At 36.9% G+C, this 17942-nt stretch carries 16 protein-coding genes; 5 read left to right on the top strand and 11 right to left on the bottom strand.

The genetic code is table 11. The features are described from left to right. Positions 1-552: 552 nt before the first annotated feature. Both L2586_RS15925 and L2586_RS15920 read left to right on the top strand, forming a co-directional pair. Positions 553-2943, top strand: a complete 2391-nt coding sequence (locus tag L2586_RS15925; RefSeq protein ID WP_235293922.1) for a 3-hydroxyacyl-CoA dehydrogenase/enoyl-CoA hydratase family protein — start codon at positions 553-555, stop codon at positions 2941-2943. A 26-nt stretch (positions 2944-2969) separates the two neighbouring features. Continuing rightward, entirely contained in the window at positions 2970-4139 is a 1170-nt protein-coding gene (locus tag L2586_RS15920) for a thiolase family protein (RefSeq protein ID WP_235293921.1), read from the top strand. Between the two features lie 274 nt (positions 4140-4413). On the opposite strand, the gene L2586_RS15915 is transcribed toward L2586_RS15920, so the two are convergent. The 7 genes from L2586_RS15915 to L2586_RS15885 all read right to left on the bottom strand — a co-directional run bounded on the left by L2586_RS15915 (position 4414) and on the right by L2586_RS15885 (position 10875). Then, a complete protein-coding gene (locus L2586_RS15915; protein ID WP_235293920.1) occupies positions 4414-4986 on the bottom strand; it encodes a uracil-DNA glycosylase family protein in 573 nt (190 codons plus the stop codon). A 34-nt stretch (positions 4987-5020) separates the two neighbouring features. After that, positions 5021-5968: an NAD(P)H-quinone oxidoreductase gene (locus L2586_RS15910; RefSeq protein ID WP_235293919.1), complete on the bottom strand. Its 948-nt coding sequence runs from the start codon at positions 5966-5968 to the stop codon at positions 5021-5023. A 2-nt stretch (positions 5969-5970) separates the two neighbouring features. Continuing rightward, the gene (locus L2586_RS15905) at positions 5971-6642 is read right to left on the bottom strand and encodes a TetR/AcrR family transcriptional regulator (RefSeq protein WP_235293918.1); all 672 of its coding nucleotides are present in this window, start codon (positions 6640-6642) and stop codon (positions 5971-5973) included. Between the two features lie 284 nt (positions 6643-6926). Beyond that, positions 6927-8330 (bottom strand): chromosomal replication initiator protein DnaA, encoded by a 1404-nt coding sequence (gene dnaA, locus L2586_RS15900; protein WP_235293917.1) that lies wholly within the window; start codon positions 8328-8330, stop codon positions 6927-6929. Positions 8331-8672: 342 nt separating this feature from the next. Continuing rightward, positions 8673-9593, bottom strand: a complete 921-nt coding sequence (locus L2586_RS15895; protein WP_235293916.1) for a bifunctional metallophosphatase/5'-nucleotidase — start codon at positions 9591-9593, stop codon at positions 8673-8675. 1 nt (position 9594) lies between these two features. Further along, positions 9595-10344, bottom strand: a complete 750-nt coding sequence (locus L2586_RS15890) for a 5'-nucleotidase C-terminal domain-containing protein (RefSeq protein WP_235293915.1) — start codon at positions 10342-10344, stop codon at positions 9595-9597. Between the two features lie 15 nt (positions 10345-10359). Next, complete coding sequence (locus tag L2586_RS15885) at positions 10360-10875, bottom strand: DUF7935 family protein (RefSeq protein ID WP_235293914.1); 516 nt, start codon at positions 10873-10875, stop codon at positions 10360-10362. 103 nt (positions 10876-10978) lie between these two features. Between L2586_RS15885 and L2586_RS15880 the strand changes: the two genes are divergently transcribed. Further along, on the top strand, positions 10979-11332 hold the full coding sequence (locus L2586_RS15880) for a HesB/IscA family protein (protein WP_235293913.1): 354 nt from the start codon (positions 10979-10981) through the stop codon (positions 11330-11332). 27 nt (positions 11333-11359) lie between these two features. Here L2586_RS15880 and L2586_RS15875 read toward each other — a convergent pair whose 3' ends face one another. After that, a complete protein-coding gene (locus L2586_RS15875; protein ID WP_235293912.1) occupies positions 11360-13222 on the bottom strand; it encodes a hypothetical protein in 1863 nt (620 codons plus the stop codon). Between the two features lie 184 nt (positions 13223-13406). Here L2586_RS15875 and moeB point away from each other — a divergent pair, with 184 nt between their 5' ends. Both moeB and L2586_RS15865 read left to right on the top strand, forming a co-directional pair. Then, positions 13407-14525, top strand: coding sequence for a molybdopterin-synthase adenylyltransferase MoeB (moeB, locus tag L2586_RS15870; RefSeq protein WP_235293911.1), 1119 nt, complete (start codon positions 13407-13409; stop codon positions 14523-14525). Positions 14526-14537: 12 nt separating this feature from the next. Further along, positions 14538-15173 (top strand): hypothetical protein, encoded by a 636-nt coding sequence (locus L2586_RS15865; protein ID WP_235293910.1) that lies wholly within the window; start codon positions 14538-14540, stop codon positions 15171-15173. 2 nt (positions 15174-15175) lie between these two features. Here the strand turns inward: L2586_RS15865 and L2586_RS15860 are convergent, their stop codons facing one another. Genes L2586_RS15860 through L2586_RS15850 form a run of 3 tightly spaced genes read right to left on the bottom strand, consistent with a single transcriptional unit; the run spans position 15176 to position 17770 of the window. Beyond that, positions 15176-15856, bottom strand: a complete 681-nt coding sequence (locus L2586_RS15860; protein WP_235293909.1) for a LytR/AlgR family response regulator transcription factor — start codon at positions 15854-15856, stop codon at positions 15176-15178. Next, a complete protein-coding gene (locus tag L2586_RS15855; protein ID WP_235293908.1) occupies positions 15853-16863 on the bottom strand; it encodes a sensor histidine kinase in 1011 nt (336 codons plus the stop codon). Before L2586_RS15855 ends, L2586_RS15860 begins: the two co-directional genes overlap by 4 nt. A gap of 19 nt (positions 16864-16882) precedes the next feature. Then, positions 16883-17770, bottom strand: coding sequence for a dienelactone hydrolase family protein (locus L2586_RS15850; RefSeq protein ID WP_235293907.1), 888 nt, complete (start codon positions 17768-17770; stop codon positions 16883-16885). Positions 17771-17942: the final 172 nt, after the last annotated feature.

The following is a 17942-nucleotide window of genomic DNA, read 5'->3' as shown; positions in this document are numbered from 1 at the left end:
AATGTCGATCTATATTCTCATTTCGATCTGACAGCGCTCATAGCGATGTAGGATCTTTTCCTACCCAACTGATGTCATCGCGGAAAGCGCTAACATCAGATAAACTCCTATTCAGTCTGCTGATCTAACAGCGCTCATAGCGATGTAGGATCTTTTCCTACCCAACTGATGTCATCGCGGAAAACGCTAACATCAGACAAATTCCTATTCAGTCTGCTGATCTGACAGCGCTCATAGCGATGTAAGATCTTTTCCTACCCAACTGATGTCATCGCGGAAAGCGCTAACATCAGACAAAATCCTATTCAGTCTGCTGATCTGACAGCGCTCATAGCGATGTAAGATCTTTTCCTTACCTAGGTTAACCGTCCTATTAGCCAGCAATCGAAAATCACAAATCCAAATTCGCAAATCCAAATCATTTTGCCCTTCAGAACAATTCCCAAACATTAAACTTAGTTCTTTAAACATTAAACCCATTTATTCCTTTTATATTAGGATTAAAGAAATCAAATTTATAAATTTGACTCAAAGTCAAAAAAATATACACATATGTACCAAATAAGAAAAGTTGCAGTCTTAGGATCCGGAGTAATGGGTTCTGGAATTGCCGCGCACCTTGCGAATATTGGATTAGAAGTATTGATGCTGGATATTGTTCCATTCAATCTTCCTGAAGAACAAAAAAATGTAAAGGCCGTTCGTAATAGTATTGTGAATGGTGCTCTTAAAGCAGCAACCAAATCAAAGCCTGCCCCATTTTATGAAAAGAAATTAGTTAGTAGAATTACCACAGGTAACTTTGATGACGATTTTGATAAAATAGCAGATTGTGATTGGATTATCGAGGTAGTTATAGAGCGCCTTGATATTAAGAAGCAAATATTTGAAAAAGTAGAAAAATATAGAAAACAAGGTTCGCTTGTTAGTTCGAATACATCTGGAATTCCTATTCACATGATGTCAGAAGGCAGATCTGAGGATTTCAAAAAGCATTTTCTTGGCACACACTTCTTTAATCCACCAAGATATTTAAGACTATTAGAAATCATCCCTACGCCTGACACAGATCAAGCGGTGATTGATTTCTTTATGGAATATGGAGATCGTCAGCTTGGAAAACAAACGGTACTTTGTAAAGATACACCTGCATTTATAGCGAATAGAGTTGGGGTATATCTGATGGCGAAAGGCATGGAGCTCACGAAAGAAATGGGACTCGACATCACAGAAGTAGATAAACTTACAGGACCTGCGATAGGAAGACCTAAGACAGGATCTTACAGACTAGGAGACTTGGTGGGTCTTGATGTCATGGACAAAGTGATCAAAGGACTTAAAGCCAACTGCCCTGATGATAAAGATGTACAGGAAGTTCAGCTACCTGGATTTTTTGATCACTTGATCGAGAATAAATTTCTAGGAAATAAAACTGGACATGGATTCTATAAGAAAACTGGAAAGAGAGACGATAGTGGCAGACCTATCATTCTAGGATTAAACTTGGAAACAAATGAGTACGAACCAACAAAAGCTCCGAAACTTCCTTCATTAGGCGTTGCTAAGCAAATCGACCAGCTCGATAAAAGAATCAAAGCAATTTATAAGTCTGATGATAAAGGTGGAGAATTCATAAGAAGGAGTTTCGCATCTATGTTTAGTTACGCTTCTTTAAGATATCCAGAAATCACTGATGCTATCTACAATATCGACTACGCGATGACAGCTGGATTCGCTTGGGAATTAGGACCATTTGAAAACTGGGACATCATCGGTTTAGAAAATGGTATCAAAGATGCAGAAGCTCAAGGCGAAGTAATCGCTGACTGGGTAAAAGAAATGCACGCAGCCGGATTCAAGACTTTCTACTCTTCTAAAGATGGAATTAGAACTTGTTACAATCCAGCAACGAAAGCATACGAAGCGTTACCAGGAGCTGAGGCATTTATATACTTAGATGATCACAGAGAGAAAGCACCTGTATATAAAAATGACGAGATGACCCTTCACGATATAGGTGACGGTGTCTTATGCTTAGAATTTACAAGTAAAATGAATTCTATCGGTGAAGGTATTCTGAGAGGAATGCAGGAATCTATCAGAATTGCGGAGGAAGATGGATGGAAAGGTCTTGTAATCGGGAATAACGATCAGAATTTTTCTGTCGGTGCCAATTTGATGTTGATCGGAATGTTTGCTTTCCAGCAGCAATTCGATGAGTTAAATCAGGCCGTTAAGCTTTTCCAAGATACCACGATGAGATGCCGATATTCTAGCATACCCGTGGTTGCGGCAACTCAAGGATATGTCTTCGGTGGCGGTTGTGAAACGCTAATGCATTGCGACGCAGGAGCGGTTGCTGCAGAATCATATATAGGTCTAGTGGAAGTAGGAGTTGGATTAATTCCTGGTGGTGGTGGAACGAAGGAGTTCGCGCTTAGAACTTCAGATTCATTCTTCGAAGGAGATGTACAGATGCCAACGTTAATTGAAAATTTCAAAACCATTGCGACAGCAGCGGTTGCAACATCAGCTCAAGAAGCCTATAACTTAGGATATTTAATCAAAGGCAGAGATGAAGTGGTGATGAATGTGAAGCGAAATATTGCTGAAGCAAAACAGAAAGTACTTTACTTAGCGGATGGTTATACTGCACCTATTCAACGAAAAGATATTAAGGTCTTAGGTCAAGGCGGAATGGCTACTTTATATGCAGCTGCTCATTCGTTAAAATTAGGGCATTATGCTTCTGATCACGATGTGAAAATTGCTCAGAAAGTTGCTTATGTTCTATGTGGAGGAGATTTATCAGAGCAATCATTGGTGTCGGAACAATATTTATTGGACATTGAAAGAGAGGCCTTTTTAAGTTTAGCTGGGGAACAAAAAACCCTAGAGCGAATTCAACATATGCTTGAGAAAAACAAGCCATTGAGAAATTAATAAATTGACAAAAAAAATTAAAAAAAATGGAAGCATATATAGTTAAAGCATATAGATCAGCCATAGGCAAAGCAGGGAGAGGCGCATTACGTTTTTATAGATCAGATGACTTAGCAGTTGATGTTATTAATCATCTAATGGCGCAAGTTCCAGATTTGGATCCAAGTCGTGTAGATGATGTCATCGTAGGCTGTGCTAATCCAGAAGGTGAGCAAGGACTACAGATCGGTAGACAAATTTCTGCTAGAGCATTAGGAAAGAGTGTTCCAGGTATCGTAATTAATAGATATTGTGGATCAGGATTAGAAGCAATTGCAATGGCCGTTGCAAAGGTTAGAGGAGGAATGGGAGAATGTTTTATAGCAGGAGGAACGGAAAGCATGAGTGCAATTCCGATGACTGGATACAAATTAGCACCAAGTTACAAAGTAGCAGTCGAGCAGCCGAATTACCTTATCGGCATGGGATTAACTGCAGAGGCGGTTGCGAATAAATATGGCGTAAGCAGGGAAGATCAGGATGAATTTTCTTATCAGTCACATGTGAAAGCTGCGAATGCAATTGATAAAGGATTTTTCGAAAGTGAAATCGTACCAATTGATATTCACCAAGTTTATGTGGAGGACGATCAACGCAAAACGCGTGATTACACTTTTAAAGTTGATGAAGGCGTGAGAAGGTCTACGACAGTGGAAGCACTTAGTAAATTAAGACCTGTATTCGCTAATGGCGGAAGTGTAACGGCAGGTAATTCATCTCAGACATCAGATGGAGCGTCATTTACATTAGTAATGAGCGAGGCGATGGTGAAAGAATTGAATTTAGAGCCGATCGCAAGATTAGCTTCTTGTTCAGTGGCGGGTGTAGATCCATTGTATATGGGTATCGGACCATGCGCAGCCATTCCAAAAGCGCTAAGCCAAGCTGGAATGAAACTGGATGATATCGAATTAATAGAATTAAATGAAGCCTTTGCTGCACAATCTTTAGCAGTTATTAGAGAAGCTGGATTAAATCCAGATATCGTAAATGTTAATGGTGGAGCGATAGCATTAGGACACCCACTTGGATGTACTGGTGCAAAATTATCAACTCAGCTGTTTAATGAAATGAAAAGAAGAGACCAGAAATACGGAATGGTTACTGCTTGTATAGGTGGTGGTCAAGGTATTGCTGGAATTTATGAAATGATGTAGGAAGATTGATACTTTTTTGTGTCAATCAGAATATAGAAACTGAAATTAGAAAAGATGCTCAACGGGAAGTTGGGCATCTTTTTTTTATTTAACCTGACACTTTTAGTAAAGTCATGTGTGCAAGCAAAGAAGTGTTAGGTTTTAAAATAATCTGATTCGACCTGATGTATAAAGCGTGGTTTCGACTTGTTGTTTTTTTTAGCCTGAATTCAATGTGTCGCTTTTAAGAACGGAAATGAGGGAGGCAAGAAAATGAAGCGTCTTCATGTGAGCATTAATAATTCAATATCCCACTCACTTCCATTTTCAACGCCGGCAATACCTGATGCTGAAACCACTCATTCTTCGCTTGCCAGATATTATTTCGCGGACTTGGATGCGGTAAAACAAAAAACCTAGGAAGGAAATCTTCGTAGTTTTTCACATTCTTTGTTAGTGTCCGATAGGAATTTTCTAAGTAGTAATCTTGGGCATATTTTCCGATTAATAATACCAACTTGACATCCTTCATCATATCAAACAGTGGTCCATGCCACTGCGGAGCACAAATCTTCATCGGTGGCAAATCACCAGTCTTCCCTCTCCCTGGATAACAAAAACCCATTGGAATAATTGCAAAATCTTCTTCCTTATAGAACGCTTCCTTGTCCACTCCCATCCACTTTCTTAAGTTTTCTCCGCTTTTATCATCCCATGGCACACCTGATTGATGCACCTTTAAGCCAGGTGCTTGTCCTATGATAACAATTTTGCTTTTATGATGTGCAGTGGCGACTGGTCTAGGACCTAACTGTAGCTGTTCAGCACAGAGCCTACATGAACTGATTTCTTTTAACAACTTCTTCATGGCTTAGTGCATTATTACAACAACCAAACGGCTGCTACTTTATCTTAAGTAATATTTTACCTTTATTCTTATTTTCTTGCATAAAAGTATGCGCTGATTCTACTTCTTCCCATTCAAATACCCGATCAACATTGGTCTGGAAAGGGAAATAATTATCCTTTATAAATTCATCGCTGAATCTGCCGATCAAATTTGTCTTATATTCCTTAGATCTAGCTCTTAAAGTAGAACCCTGGATATTCAATCGTTTACCGACAATGCTGGCAATATTCACCGTGTCCACATTGACCCCGCCCAAAAAACCTAACATCACCATTCGACCATCCATTCCTAAGACCGCTAGATTTTTCTTAAAGTAAGATCCACCGATCAAGTCCAGTACCATATCCATATTCGAAAGCACTTCTTCGAATGCCTCCTCCTTGTAATTAACACATTGATCAGCACCTAATTCATAGCAAAACTCATGCTTCCCTGCGGATGAAGTACAGATTACATGGGCACCTAAGTTCTTAGCCATCTGAATGGCAGCCGCCCCTACTCCACTAGCTCCCGCATGAATTAACACCTTCTCTCCTTCCTTAATATTCGCAATAAAAACAAGTGATTGATAAGCGGTAATAAAGGCTTCTGGCATTGCTGCCACCGTTTCTAATGACAAATTTTCAGGTACTTTGATTAAATGTGCAGCTTCTACAGCAACATATTCTGCATATGCTCCACTTGCGACTATTGTACAAACAGCATCACCTGCTTTCAAATGATTCACTTCGCTACCAACTTCCTTAATCACGCCAGAAAATTCTAAACCCAGGATATCCGATTCGCCGGGAGGCGGTGGATAAAGTCCTGCTTTCTGCAATAAATCCGCTCTATTAATACCCGCATAATGGATTTCAACCAAGCATTGTGATGGAGAATATTTGGGGATATCAAAAGAATCGAATTTTACTGACTTATTTTCTGTTACAATTCCTTTCATTATTAAGCATTTGCATCTCGAAGAAGCGTCCTGGTGCTGCTTATAATATAATTCCTCCAATCTGAAATCTCTACTTTAAGAATAGTCGTTTTCTTTCCAGATGTTGAATTCAATTTTACAAACCCGAGAACTCCCGCCCATGCATATAAATATATAAGCTCTGGTTTTTGCTTATTCAAAATGCTTCCGTCATTCCGTCCTCGCTCTATTTCCTTTAGAAAAATATTAATCGGGATATTTTGAATATCTTTTACACGTTCATAGTAACTAGACTCCTTCATCGCATCAGTAATCTTGCCATCTAAGGATCCTTCACTTGTGGATCTTACAAATGATATAAAATCCAACATCGCTTCCGAATAAAGAAAGTTTTCCTCACTAAAAGCAATAAATGATTTCATCAATCCAACTAATCCTTCGAGGCCACTTTCGTCTTTCGTTGCCGAAACACTCTCGTAAAAGGTATCGATCAATGCTTGAAAAGCACGATAGGTGATGGCCATGTACAGATTTTCCTTGCTCGAAAAGTAGAAGTATATTGTTCCTTTGGACATGCCTAGTGCTTTCGCGACATCTTCCATTTTAGTATTTGCAAATCCTTGTCTGGAAAAAACTTTCTCGGCTGCGTCTATTATTGAATTTTCCTTTATGTTTCGTTTTGAACTTGTTGCCATTTGTATATTTAGGTGTTCATCAACCTTAAATTTAATAATTATTTAATGAATACAGCTTTCATAAAGAAAGATCATCAAATGAAATGAAATTGATCACTGATTTAGGTTCCAAACCAACGGCTCTTAGAAATAGGAAACTATCTCTCCTATAGTGTTTTCAAACGCTCTGGGAATCTGTATATCTAGAACTAGCTATCCTGATTGAATTGGAAATTGACTTTCTAAGAAGTTAACTCCGTTAGGTGCAACACCTTAGATACCAGACTTGTAATATTGAATTGTTGTTAAGACAGACTTAGCTGTACTTTCTTTTCTAACTCTGCGACTGTGTCTTTGAAGATAATGTCTGTATCCATTAAATCTTGTACCGCTTTACAAGAATAAATAACCGTACTATGATCTCGTCCTCCGAAATTATTTCCGATATTCTTAAGACTTTTATTAGTCAAGTTTTTCGCAAGGTACATAGACAATTGTCGAGCAATTACAATCGAGCGCTTTCTTGTTTTCCCTCCTAATTTCTCAATCGGTACTTGGAAGTGTTCTGCTACTAATTGCTTAATATTCTCTACTGTGATTTCTTTGTTCAATTGATTAACGAAGCTTTGGATAACTTCTTTCGCCAACATCAGGTCAATCTTACGCTGATTCAGGGAAGCTTGAGCTATAAGTTGAATCAGTACACCTTCTAATTCCCGGATATTATTCTTGATATTGAAACTGATAAATTCAGTTACATCACCAGGAAGATCTATTCCTTCTTTATTCATTTTCGCTTCCAGAATCGCTAGTCTCGTTTCATAGTCTGGAATCTGAAGATCTGCAGTCAGTCCCCATTTGAATCTTGAAATTAAACGATCTTCCATGCTCTCCATATCTTTAGGAGCTCGATCGGATGTCAATATAATTTGCTTTCCACTTTGATGTAGATGATTAAAAATATTGAAGAAAATTTCCTGAGTCTTCGTCTTTCCAGCTAGAAACTGGATATCATCTACGATTAAAACATCTATCAACTGATAAAAATTGACGAAGTCAGAAACCGCATTACTTTTTATAGACTGAATTAACTGATTGGTAAATTTTTCTGTACTAACGTAAAGAATATTTTTCTTTTCAAATTTGCGTAGCACTTCATTCCCGATTGCTTGAGCAAGGTGCGTTTTTCCTAACCCAACATCTCCATAGATAACTAGTGGATTAAAAGCGGTTCCACCTGGATTATCAGCAATTGCTTTTCCAGCAGACCTCGCAAGTCGGTTACAGTCTCCTTCTATATAATTCTCGAAAGTATAATTCTTATTGAGCTGAGGATTAAACTTGACCCGCTTAATGCCTGGAATCACAAATGGGTTCTTGATTTCATCAGTTGAGAAACCTTTTTGGAAATTATCGTCATTCTTCTCTTTAGACATTTTACCAACTTCTCTATGATTCTCCATCATAAACTGGTATTCAAGTCTACCATTCTCACCAAGTGCGATCTTTAATCCGTTTTTTAACAGATCGATATAATTCTCTTCTAACCATTCGTAGAAAAATTTATTAGGCACTTGAATGGTTAATACATTTCCATCTAACTTTACTGCCTTAATAGGCTCAAACCAAGTCTTGAAACTCTGAGGGTTTATATTAGATTTAATATATTCCGTACACGCATTCCAAGCAGTAGTAAAGTCTTCTCTCATTCGACTAATAATTCTTTAGGTTCTAACAAAAATTTAATTTCACACAAAACAATACCCAGGGTAGAATAGGGTGTTACTACCTAGATATTAAACATTTTGGCGCGAGATAATCGGCTCCCTAATTATAAGGAGGATAAAACTATTTATTTTTTCTGGGGAAACAAATATCAGTTTTTTTTAACTAATACCTATAGCTTTTCACTAAAAAATTATGAATTAAATTCACTGATTATCAATTGAATATTAAAATTAATCATATACGAATTTAACTCATGTATTAACCCTTTCATATATACATTTTTTACACATAGTTTTTTATTAATATATGTTAAAAATGCTATATCAAGAAATTTTTCCTAACCAAGTGTTTTGGCAAGAAGTGCATTTCCCTTTCTTGTTTTTTTCAAAAACGAGGTCAATTCTTCCTAACATGATGCCGGCATAACCGACTTGATTAACCAAAACTTTGTTGCCTTTTGAATTCACAACAACATCTGGTTCTCTTAAAAAAGTATGAGTATGTCCTCCTATGAAAAGGTCCGTTTCTGAAGTATTACTTGCTAATACCAAGTCGGAAACTTTTTCACTTCCGTATTTATAACCTACATGTGATAAACAAATCACGTAATCACACTTTTCATCCACTTTTAATATTTGCTCATACTTACGAGCTTCTTTGATAGGATCCATATAAACGGTATCTCCATACAATTCATCCGGTACCAATCCTTTCAGTTTAATACCTATCGCATATACACCAATTCGAATACCGTCCTTTTCAAAAACCTTATATGTTTTGGTCTTACCTTTCAGTGGCGTATTACTGAAATCATAATTACTACTGAGCATCTGGAATGTCGCCTTATCGATTTGATTCGCAAGGTTCTGGATACCTCCATCGAAATCGTGATTTCCGATCGTACAAAGATCATATTTCATCTCTGACATGGCTTTGACCTCCACTTCTCCATTAAAGAAATTGAAATATGGTGTACCTTGAAAAACATCACCAGCATCTAGTAAAAGTACATGCTCTCTTTCTTTTCTAATTTCTTCAATTTTAGCCGCTCGCATCACGACACCTCCCATTCCCTGATTACGTCCACCATCCATCGGAAATGGATCTATTCTACTATGCATATCATTCGTATGAAGAATCGTAATATTACTAAACTCTTTATTGGTCTTGAATACATCCCAAGGAATCATAGCACTTGCTGTAGAAGCAATAATCGTATTTCTTAAAAACTCTCTTCGAAACATATTAGTCTAATTTAGTAATTCTACCTTCTTTTCTAGCCGTCTGTACTATGCCCTCCTCTGTATCTCTCTTAATGTGATTAATAATAGCATCTCTTACTAGTAAGTTATACTCATAGATCGGTGCATTAGCAAATACACTTGTATTATCTCCGCCCTCTGCAACATAATCATTTAACGCTATTCGATACGTCTTATCTAAGTCAACATCTTTACCATCTATTTTAACATTGATCGCTTTTCCTTCTTTAATATCAAACTTCACTCCTCTGCTTATCGGCCATCCACCATATTCAGCAATCATATCAAACAATTTCAAAACATCCTTCCCACTTAAATCAACAGCTACAAGCATATTTTCAAATGGCATTACTTCGTATACCGTCCTTACTGTAATAGGACCTTTCGCAATAGAATTACTTCTAACTCCTCCATAATTCTGAACGGCGAAATCTACCTTAGTTGTGCTTATTCGGTTCGCTTCATCTAACATAATATCTGTAAACCAATTCCCTATGCTTGATTCCACTCTTTCCTTAACCAGCTCAACATCCAACTCACCTATAACGATATTCATCTTAGCGTCTAACTGAGACTTATAAGGATCAATAAGCTTCGCCATTTCCTGGTTTTGCTGCTTATCTTTGCCAATTTCAATTCGCTCATACTTCGCATCAGCAGTATGCCAGATCATCTGTCCGCAACTACTAAGAACTAGAAGAAATGGAAAAAACAATAAATAAATACTTTTCATATCTAGGTCAATGTTTTAAAAAAGTAACTGAACTTCGCTTCGTAAAGCTTCCTTCGCTTTATCTAAAATAGGCACGGTGCTTCTTCCTGATAATAATGCATTACTATATGATAATGCTTCATCTTCAGGATTAAATCGTTCCGCTGTTGTTACGATCGTATTCAATACTTCGTTCTTAGCTAATTCTATAATCTTCCACAAATTGCTTGATGCGTATATCTGCTGAGATAAGTTATGCTCGTATTCTTGCTGAACAGCAATCATTAACACTGACTGCAAATCTCGAACCTTCATATTCGGCTCTCGTAATCTATAGACCAACTGTTCAATATTGATCCTTTCACAAAATAACATTAATCGCTCATAAGCTTGTACTCTAATAGGCAAAGTTTCGCTTTTTTTCCCAGCTTGCAATTTCATTGCTTCTAAGCTAATTCTATTCTTCAGATAGCTTTTCATCAGAAAGAAAACCGTCAAAAAAAGTATAAGTGACGGAAGAGTATATTTTAATAATTCCCAAAAGTGCTCCATTTATAGTATTTTTGCCCAAGATCGTATTTTTATTATTAAATTTGGGTGTAGAGATAAGAACTTTATTTACCTTATTTCTGTTCAACTCGTAAGAAAGAAAGATATGGAAGTTACAACGGCAACACAAACGCAACCGATAAATATAACAGAAAGTGCAGGCGCACAGCTAAATAGAATTAAATCTGAACAGAATATTCCTGCTGATCATGCTCTTAGAGTAGGTGTCAAAGGTGGTGGATGTTCAGGATTTTCATATATTTTAGGTTTCGATAAAGTAAAAGATAGAGATCAAACTTACGAAGTAGGTGGATTAGAAGTGATTATAGACAAAGCTCATGCTATTTATCTTTTAGGGATAGAAATAGACTGGATGGATGGTCTTAATAATCGTGGATTCGTTTTTAATAATCCGAATGCTAAGGATACATGTGGATGCGGAACTAGTTTTTCTGCATAAATATTCGCCATCTTATCTTCATAAGATTTAGTTTTTCCGATATTGCTTTAATTGAAAATCATCAATATACATTTCGTATTGGTTGGGGTTCCAGATTAGTGCGTCTATACTCCATGAATCGTTCGCTTCATTAGGAATTTTAATAAAAAAGCCTGCTTCGTCCCATTTTTCGATTCCATGAAATGATCCTATTTTATTTTCTTCATTGTCAATGTGACTGGCAATCTTTATGTTAGTCCACTTTACCTCCTTTCGATTTTCATCATATATTCTTAAGACTAAACTTTCTAAACCGTCTCTATCTTTCACATCCATCTTTCGTTCTCTATATGCTTGCACTGATAAATAGATATAATCCTCAGGCTTAATTCCTTCTTCACCTAGATTAAATACCCGAAGTGTGTCTGGAAATTCTTGATTGACTAACAATGATTGATTCCCGCTCTTCGCATATTTATTACTGGCATTCTTATATTGCTCTTGCTCGAAATCATTCAAGTACAAAGTTTTAATTAATCTCAAGTGTTCTAGATCTGGCTGAAATTCCTGTGAATCAAATGCTCTTAGGCTATTGCGATCCGGTGACAACTGACCGAAAACTTCCCAGTAAAAAGCCTTGCTACTCCTAGCGGTCCAAAGAATTCCTTGTCTAAATTGCCAAGACTGCAGAAGATTAAGACCTATAAACAGGACCAATAAACCACTAAAAAAGTACTTCGTAATCTTACTTCTGAATACAAATGCGAGAAATGCTGCAAACGAAAAAGCAAGTAAGGGATAAGATTCTATCATCGGTCGAGAACCCATACCCGGAAAGTAATTCCAAGTATAATAAGAATAGTGCACATAGGAATTAAGTCCAACGAATAGTAATAGGGGAAGTAAAGCCGCTCTTGCTTTGTTCTTAATAAAGAATAATCCAATTAAACTAAAAATCATAATTGGTGTATAGACCAGCCAACCGTTTTTGTAACTGAACCAACCTTTGATGATATGTGGATCTAGAAAATTAAAACCTTCGCCACCATAAGGATTGAAAAGCCATTCACCACTTACGAAATACCAATAATATAATTGTGGGAAAAACACTAGCGCAGTAACTAAAGCTGCTAATAAATAAAAATTGACATTCTTTCGGAAGAACGCAACCCTATTTAGCAAGGTATCTTTATTATAAACTCCCCAAAACAAAGGAATAAAAAAGGAGAGGATTTCAGGTACTCTTATCAATGCAATTAATCCTACCACCAAACCAATCAAAGCTGCCCTTCCGTAAGTGGGCGCTTTATAAAACCGAAAACTAAGGTAAATTAGCCAGCAAAAATTGAAGAATAAAAAAGTATGTGCGATCGTCAGATAAGTCGCTTGAATAAATAAATTCGTCCCTAGAGCGATGCATAATAAGGTTGCAATAACCACACTTTTCGAATAGTACTGTGCCAGAACAAAAGCCAATAGATAAAATCCAATAGCTATATAAACGACCTGAATTGCATTAATCGCGAAGATGTAAGGTGGACTAAAACCATCCGCTTTGTAATAACCGCTTATCATGGAATATAAGTGAGCTGCAAAAAAAGCTGGGGCTTCCATCACCGCAACACCAATAGAATACTTGATATATTTCTTTCCAGTACTCGTAGACTTCATCCAGAACGGGTCATCTAGGAGATAGGCCGATTTCGGGTAATGTTCTAGGTAAGATGCTATCGTTTTCGAATAATCTCCGACATCTTGGTGAAGCAAGCCAGAAACTGCATGAATGTAGTAACCACTAGAATCACCATTTCTCATCGTTCCTTTCCAGTTATCCATTACGAAAAGCCCGGCCAAGTAGAAAAGACCGATCACCATGGAAAGCAAAAATTTATAATCTTTGTAAAACTTCATTGATTATATTTCTTCCTGCAAGATGTAAAAAGTAATTAAATCCATACCATAAATCAAAATCCAATTCAGACAATTGCTGAAAGTAATGTCATATCTTATTTACTCTTACAAGTATAATGCTAGTTAATGGCATACATTTCACAGAAAGCCCTTAAATTCGTAACTACTTAATCTTTATATAAGCATGACGGCATCATTAACTAAGGATGAATTCCAGAGATATTCTAGACATATCATACTTCCTGACATCGGACTAGAAGGTCAAGTAAAGTTGAAAAATGCAAAAGTTCTGGTAGTTGGTGCTGGTGGACTTGGTGTTCCTGTCCTGATCTATCTTGCTGCAGCTGGTGTAGGAGAACTCTGTATCGTAGATTTTGATCATATCGATTTCAGCAATCTACAACGTCAAGTTATTTATAAGACTTCGGAAGTCGGTGAAAGCAAGGCTGAAACAGCTAAAAAATTCATCCACGAGCAAAATCCTGAAGTCAAAGTTATCATACATAATAAATGGATAGATTCTTCGAACGCCCTAGAAATAGCTGAACCATATGACATCATAGTAGATGGAACGGACAACTTCCCTACCCGATATCTTCTAAACGATACTGCAGTAATTCTAAACAAACCTTATGTCTACGGTTCCATCTTTAGATTCGAAGGGCAAGTAAGTGTTTTTAATTTCAGAGATGGACCGAATTATAGAGATCTCTTTCCCGAGCCTCCAGCTCCAGAATTGGTACCGAATTGCTCTGAAGGCGGTGTTCTAGGAGTTCTACCTGGGATAGTCGGATCCATCCAATCATTAGAAACCATCAAAATTATTGTTGGAATCGGAGAAATCTTAGCAGGCAAATTATTGACTATAGATACCTTAAATAATCAATATCGCACTTTCAAATTTGGAAAAAGGGCTAATCGCAAACCAATAGAAAAACTCATTGATTATCAGCAATTTTGTAATCCAATAAGCGCGCCCATTGACATAGAAGTAATTACCCCATTAGAGATGGAGCAACTTCGAAAAGACGGAGCAGCATTCCAATTGATAGATGTCAGAGAGCCCTATGAATATGATATTGTCCACATCGGTGGATCGCTTATGCCGAAGTCAGAAATTGACCTTCATATCAAAAACATTGACCGAAATAAAAAAGTTATTATTCACTGCCGATCTGGAAAACGCAGCTCAGATGTAATTCAACACCTAAAATCTGCGCATGGATTTACAAATTTGATTAATTTAGAGGGCGGATTACTTCGCTACGCAAAAGATGTCAATCCAGAATTAACGATCTATTAATTAAAATCTAAAATGAGAACATATATTTCACTTGCTATTGTGCTTACTTTGTTATTATCAAGTTGTAATACAACTAAAGTCATTACACCTCCTCAAGCCCAAGTTCAAGATGTAGATACTACACCATGCCAGTATAAAGCAACTTTGCTAGATTATACTTCCAATGCCAACTGTCAATTCCTCTTTCAATTAGAAGATGGAACCAAGCTACTTCCCTCTAGCATGCCTACAGTCGACATTCCTTTTTACGATAAGAAAGTAGTACTCATCGGCTATAGAGCTTATGATTCGGAAAATACTAAAACGAGCTCTAAGTGCGGAGTAGAAGATAAAATCGTGGAAATCACGTGCATTCAGGAATGGAAAGATCCTAGTGACACGACTCCTAAAAAACATGAAGACTGTGAGCCTGTTAAAAATGTATTCAAAAATAGTTGGATGCCTGACGTCGTGAATGCTGTCAAACCACAGAAAATACTTGAATACAAATACGACTTAGGATACCTCTATATCTTTCAGAAAGCAGATGCTCGCCACTTGTATGACTGCCTTGGAAACAAGATGTGTGATACGGATGACAACGGAGATTGTAGTTCCTTAATTTCGACCATCGGTAAAGGGAAAGTTATCCAAGTTTTAAGAAATTAGCATTACTTAAGGACCCGTTCTGAAAATGCTTCTTTAAATGCTCTACCGATAGGTATTTCATTGTGATCACTAATGAGCACAGTAGAAGATGTTACTTTTTTGATCTTATTGATATTAATAAGATAAGACTTGTGTACGCGCAAAAAATCATGACTTACTAGTTCCTTTTCCCAAAACTTTAAGGACTCCGAAGATAGTAAGCGGGTACCATTATAGGTTATTTCAGTATAGTCACTATCCGATTTTATGAACTCAATATCGCTAATAAGTACTTTAATGTACTCATGGCCAGACTTGATGAACAAGCTGTCATTATGCTCCGTATTTGATGTGTTCCTTGCATCACTAACTTTCGAAACCGCTTTCACGAACCTCGGGAATGAAAAGGGTTTTAATAAATAATCAACCACGTCAAAATCGTAACTTTCTAAAGCAAAATCAGGAAAGGCAGTGGTCATAATAATAGATGGAGGGTTCTGAATGGTTTTTAGAAAATCGATCCCTGACAGCTTAGGTAAGTGTATATCTAGGAAAATAAGATCAACGGTGTTACTCTTTAAAAACTCAATAGCCTGCAAGGCATCAGCAAACGTCCCTACTAATTCTATCATCCCATAATCCGCAATATACTTTTTCAAAATTCTTTGCGCTGGTGGCTGATCCTCCACTATGATACACTTCATTTATTAGTTTTTTCACTGAGCTCTATGGTTAAAGCTACCGTATATTTATGGTCAATATTCTTAATCGTTAGTTTATGGCTATCTGGGTATATCAACGCTAACCTTTTTTTCACATTATCCAGCCCAATTCCATTCGAAAGACTATCATTATTCGTTATTTCATGGTAATTATTGGAACATACGAAATTAAGTAATCCTTCATCCGTAACGCTTAGATTTATTTCTATGTCAATGTTTTCTGAAAGACTACTGAGACTGTGCTTAAATGCATTCTCAACAAATACCGTCATTATTAATGGAGCAATCATATACTGGTCTAAATTATCAGACTTTGTAAATTTCACTCGACCTCTATCTTCGATCTGAAGCTCATTAAGATTAATGAAATTTTCAAGCTGATCAACCTCTTTTCGAAGCGATACAAATTCATCTTGACATTCATAAAGCATATACCTCAGCAAGCCAGAAAGTTCTAGTATAATATCTGGTGTCTTCTCTGAACCTTCGAGCGCATATGCGTAGAGATTATTCAAGTTATTAAAGAGAAAATGTGGGTTGATTTGGGACTTTAAAAATTGAAGCTCACTCTGCCTTACATAATCTTTTAATTCCTCTACTTCCCTTTGTTTATGCAATGCATCATATCCAAATTTAAATCCAGAGAGAATCGTAACAATAGGAATAATGTCTAAGAACGCATAGAATCCCATAAATTTCAATCCTCTTTTAGGAAAGTAAATCTGCTCTAGCACCAACTCTTCAATAAGCACCGCAAAAATCAAACTAAAAACAATGATTCCGATAAACTGGTAAACATTCTTATTTCGATAAAATCTAGGCAACGCCACATAGTTAATAATTAATGCTGCTAGGGCATAGTTTAGAAAATAACCATACCGATAAGGTTCGACTCCAACACTCCCATTATCAAATGCGTAAAACACAAAAATGATCAAGTTGAGCACAACTTGAAACAACACCTCCTTCTTTGCTAAATTTATTTTCATCCCTCTATTTCTAATACTACTATACTAGATTTTCTTTGAAAAACTCAATCGTTCTTTCCCATGCTAACTTGGCATCTTCCTCATCATATCTGCCAGTTGTATCATTGTGAAAACCATGATTCGCACCTTCATATATGTAAGCAGTATATTTTTTATTGTTTTCTTTTAATGCTGCTTCATAGGAAGGCCACCCTTCATTCACACGAGTATCCAGCTCACCAAAATGTAATAGTAATGGAGCATTGATTTGACTAACCTCCTCTAATGGCGGCTTACCACCGTAAAAGGGTACTGCTGCCTTCAGCTCTGAAACCTTCACAGCCATCATATTAGAAATCCAGCCTCCGAAACAGAATCCAACAACTCCGATATTCCCATCACAGTTAGGATGATTCTTTAAATACTCGAATGCAGCTATAAAGTCTTCAAGCATTTCATTCTTATCTCGCTTTCTCTGCATCGTTCTTCCTTCGTCATCATTCCCAGGATATCCACCTAAAGGCCAGAGTGCATCAGGAGCGATAGATATAAAACCAGCTACCGCTGCACGTCTTCCTACATCTTCTATATATGGATTCAGGCCTCTATTTTCATGAACAACAATTACTCCAGGCAATTTCCCTTCTGTCGCTGCTGGCATAGATAATAAGCCTCTGATTTCTCCACCACCTTTTTCTGAATGGTAAATGATATAATCTGAATCTAATCGTGGATCATCCGCTGGTATTTGAATATTAGCTTCATAATTAGGCATAATGTGATTCAAAATAGATGGAATTGTTAACCCTCCTATAGCATACATGGATAATTTCTCCATAAAATCCCTTCTATCTATCTTGTTATGAGCATACTCATCATATAAATCATATACTTCCTGATTGATGTCTGTTTTGGTGATCTTTTTCATTGTTCCTTGCTTTTTTTCATTGAAAATAAAAGGCTTATCATGCGTATCTAAGACTAAGATAAAGGAATCGCTTCTAAAATTTACAACCCATCTTTAAACTGCAGAAATAATCATGTAAACGACTATATTTTTTAGATTTCATAAATTTTGGTTGTTTGAGGGAACAAAATTG

Source organism: Portibacter lacus, from assembly GCF_021533215.1.
GTDB classification, from domain to species: domain Bacteria; phylum Bacteroidota; class Bacteroidia; order Chitinophagales; family Saprospiraceae; genus Portibacter; species Portibacter lacus.
The sequence above is the reverse complement of the archived record's forward strand: the minus strand, read 5'-3'. Positions and strand labels throughout refer to the sequence as shown.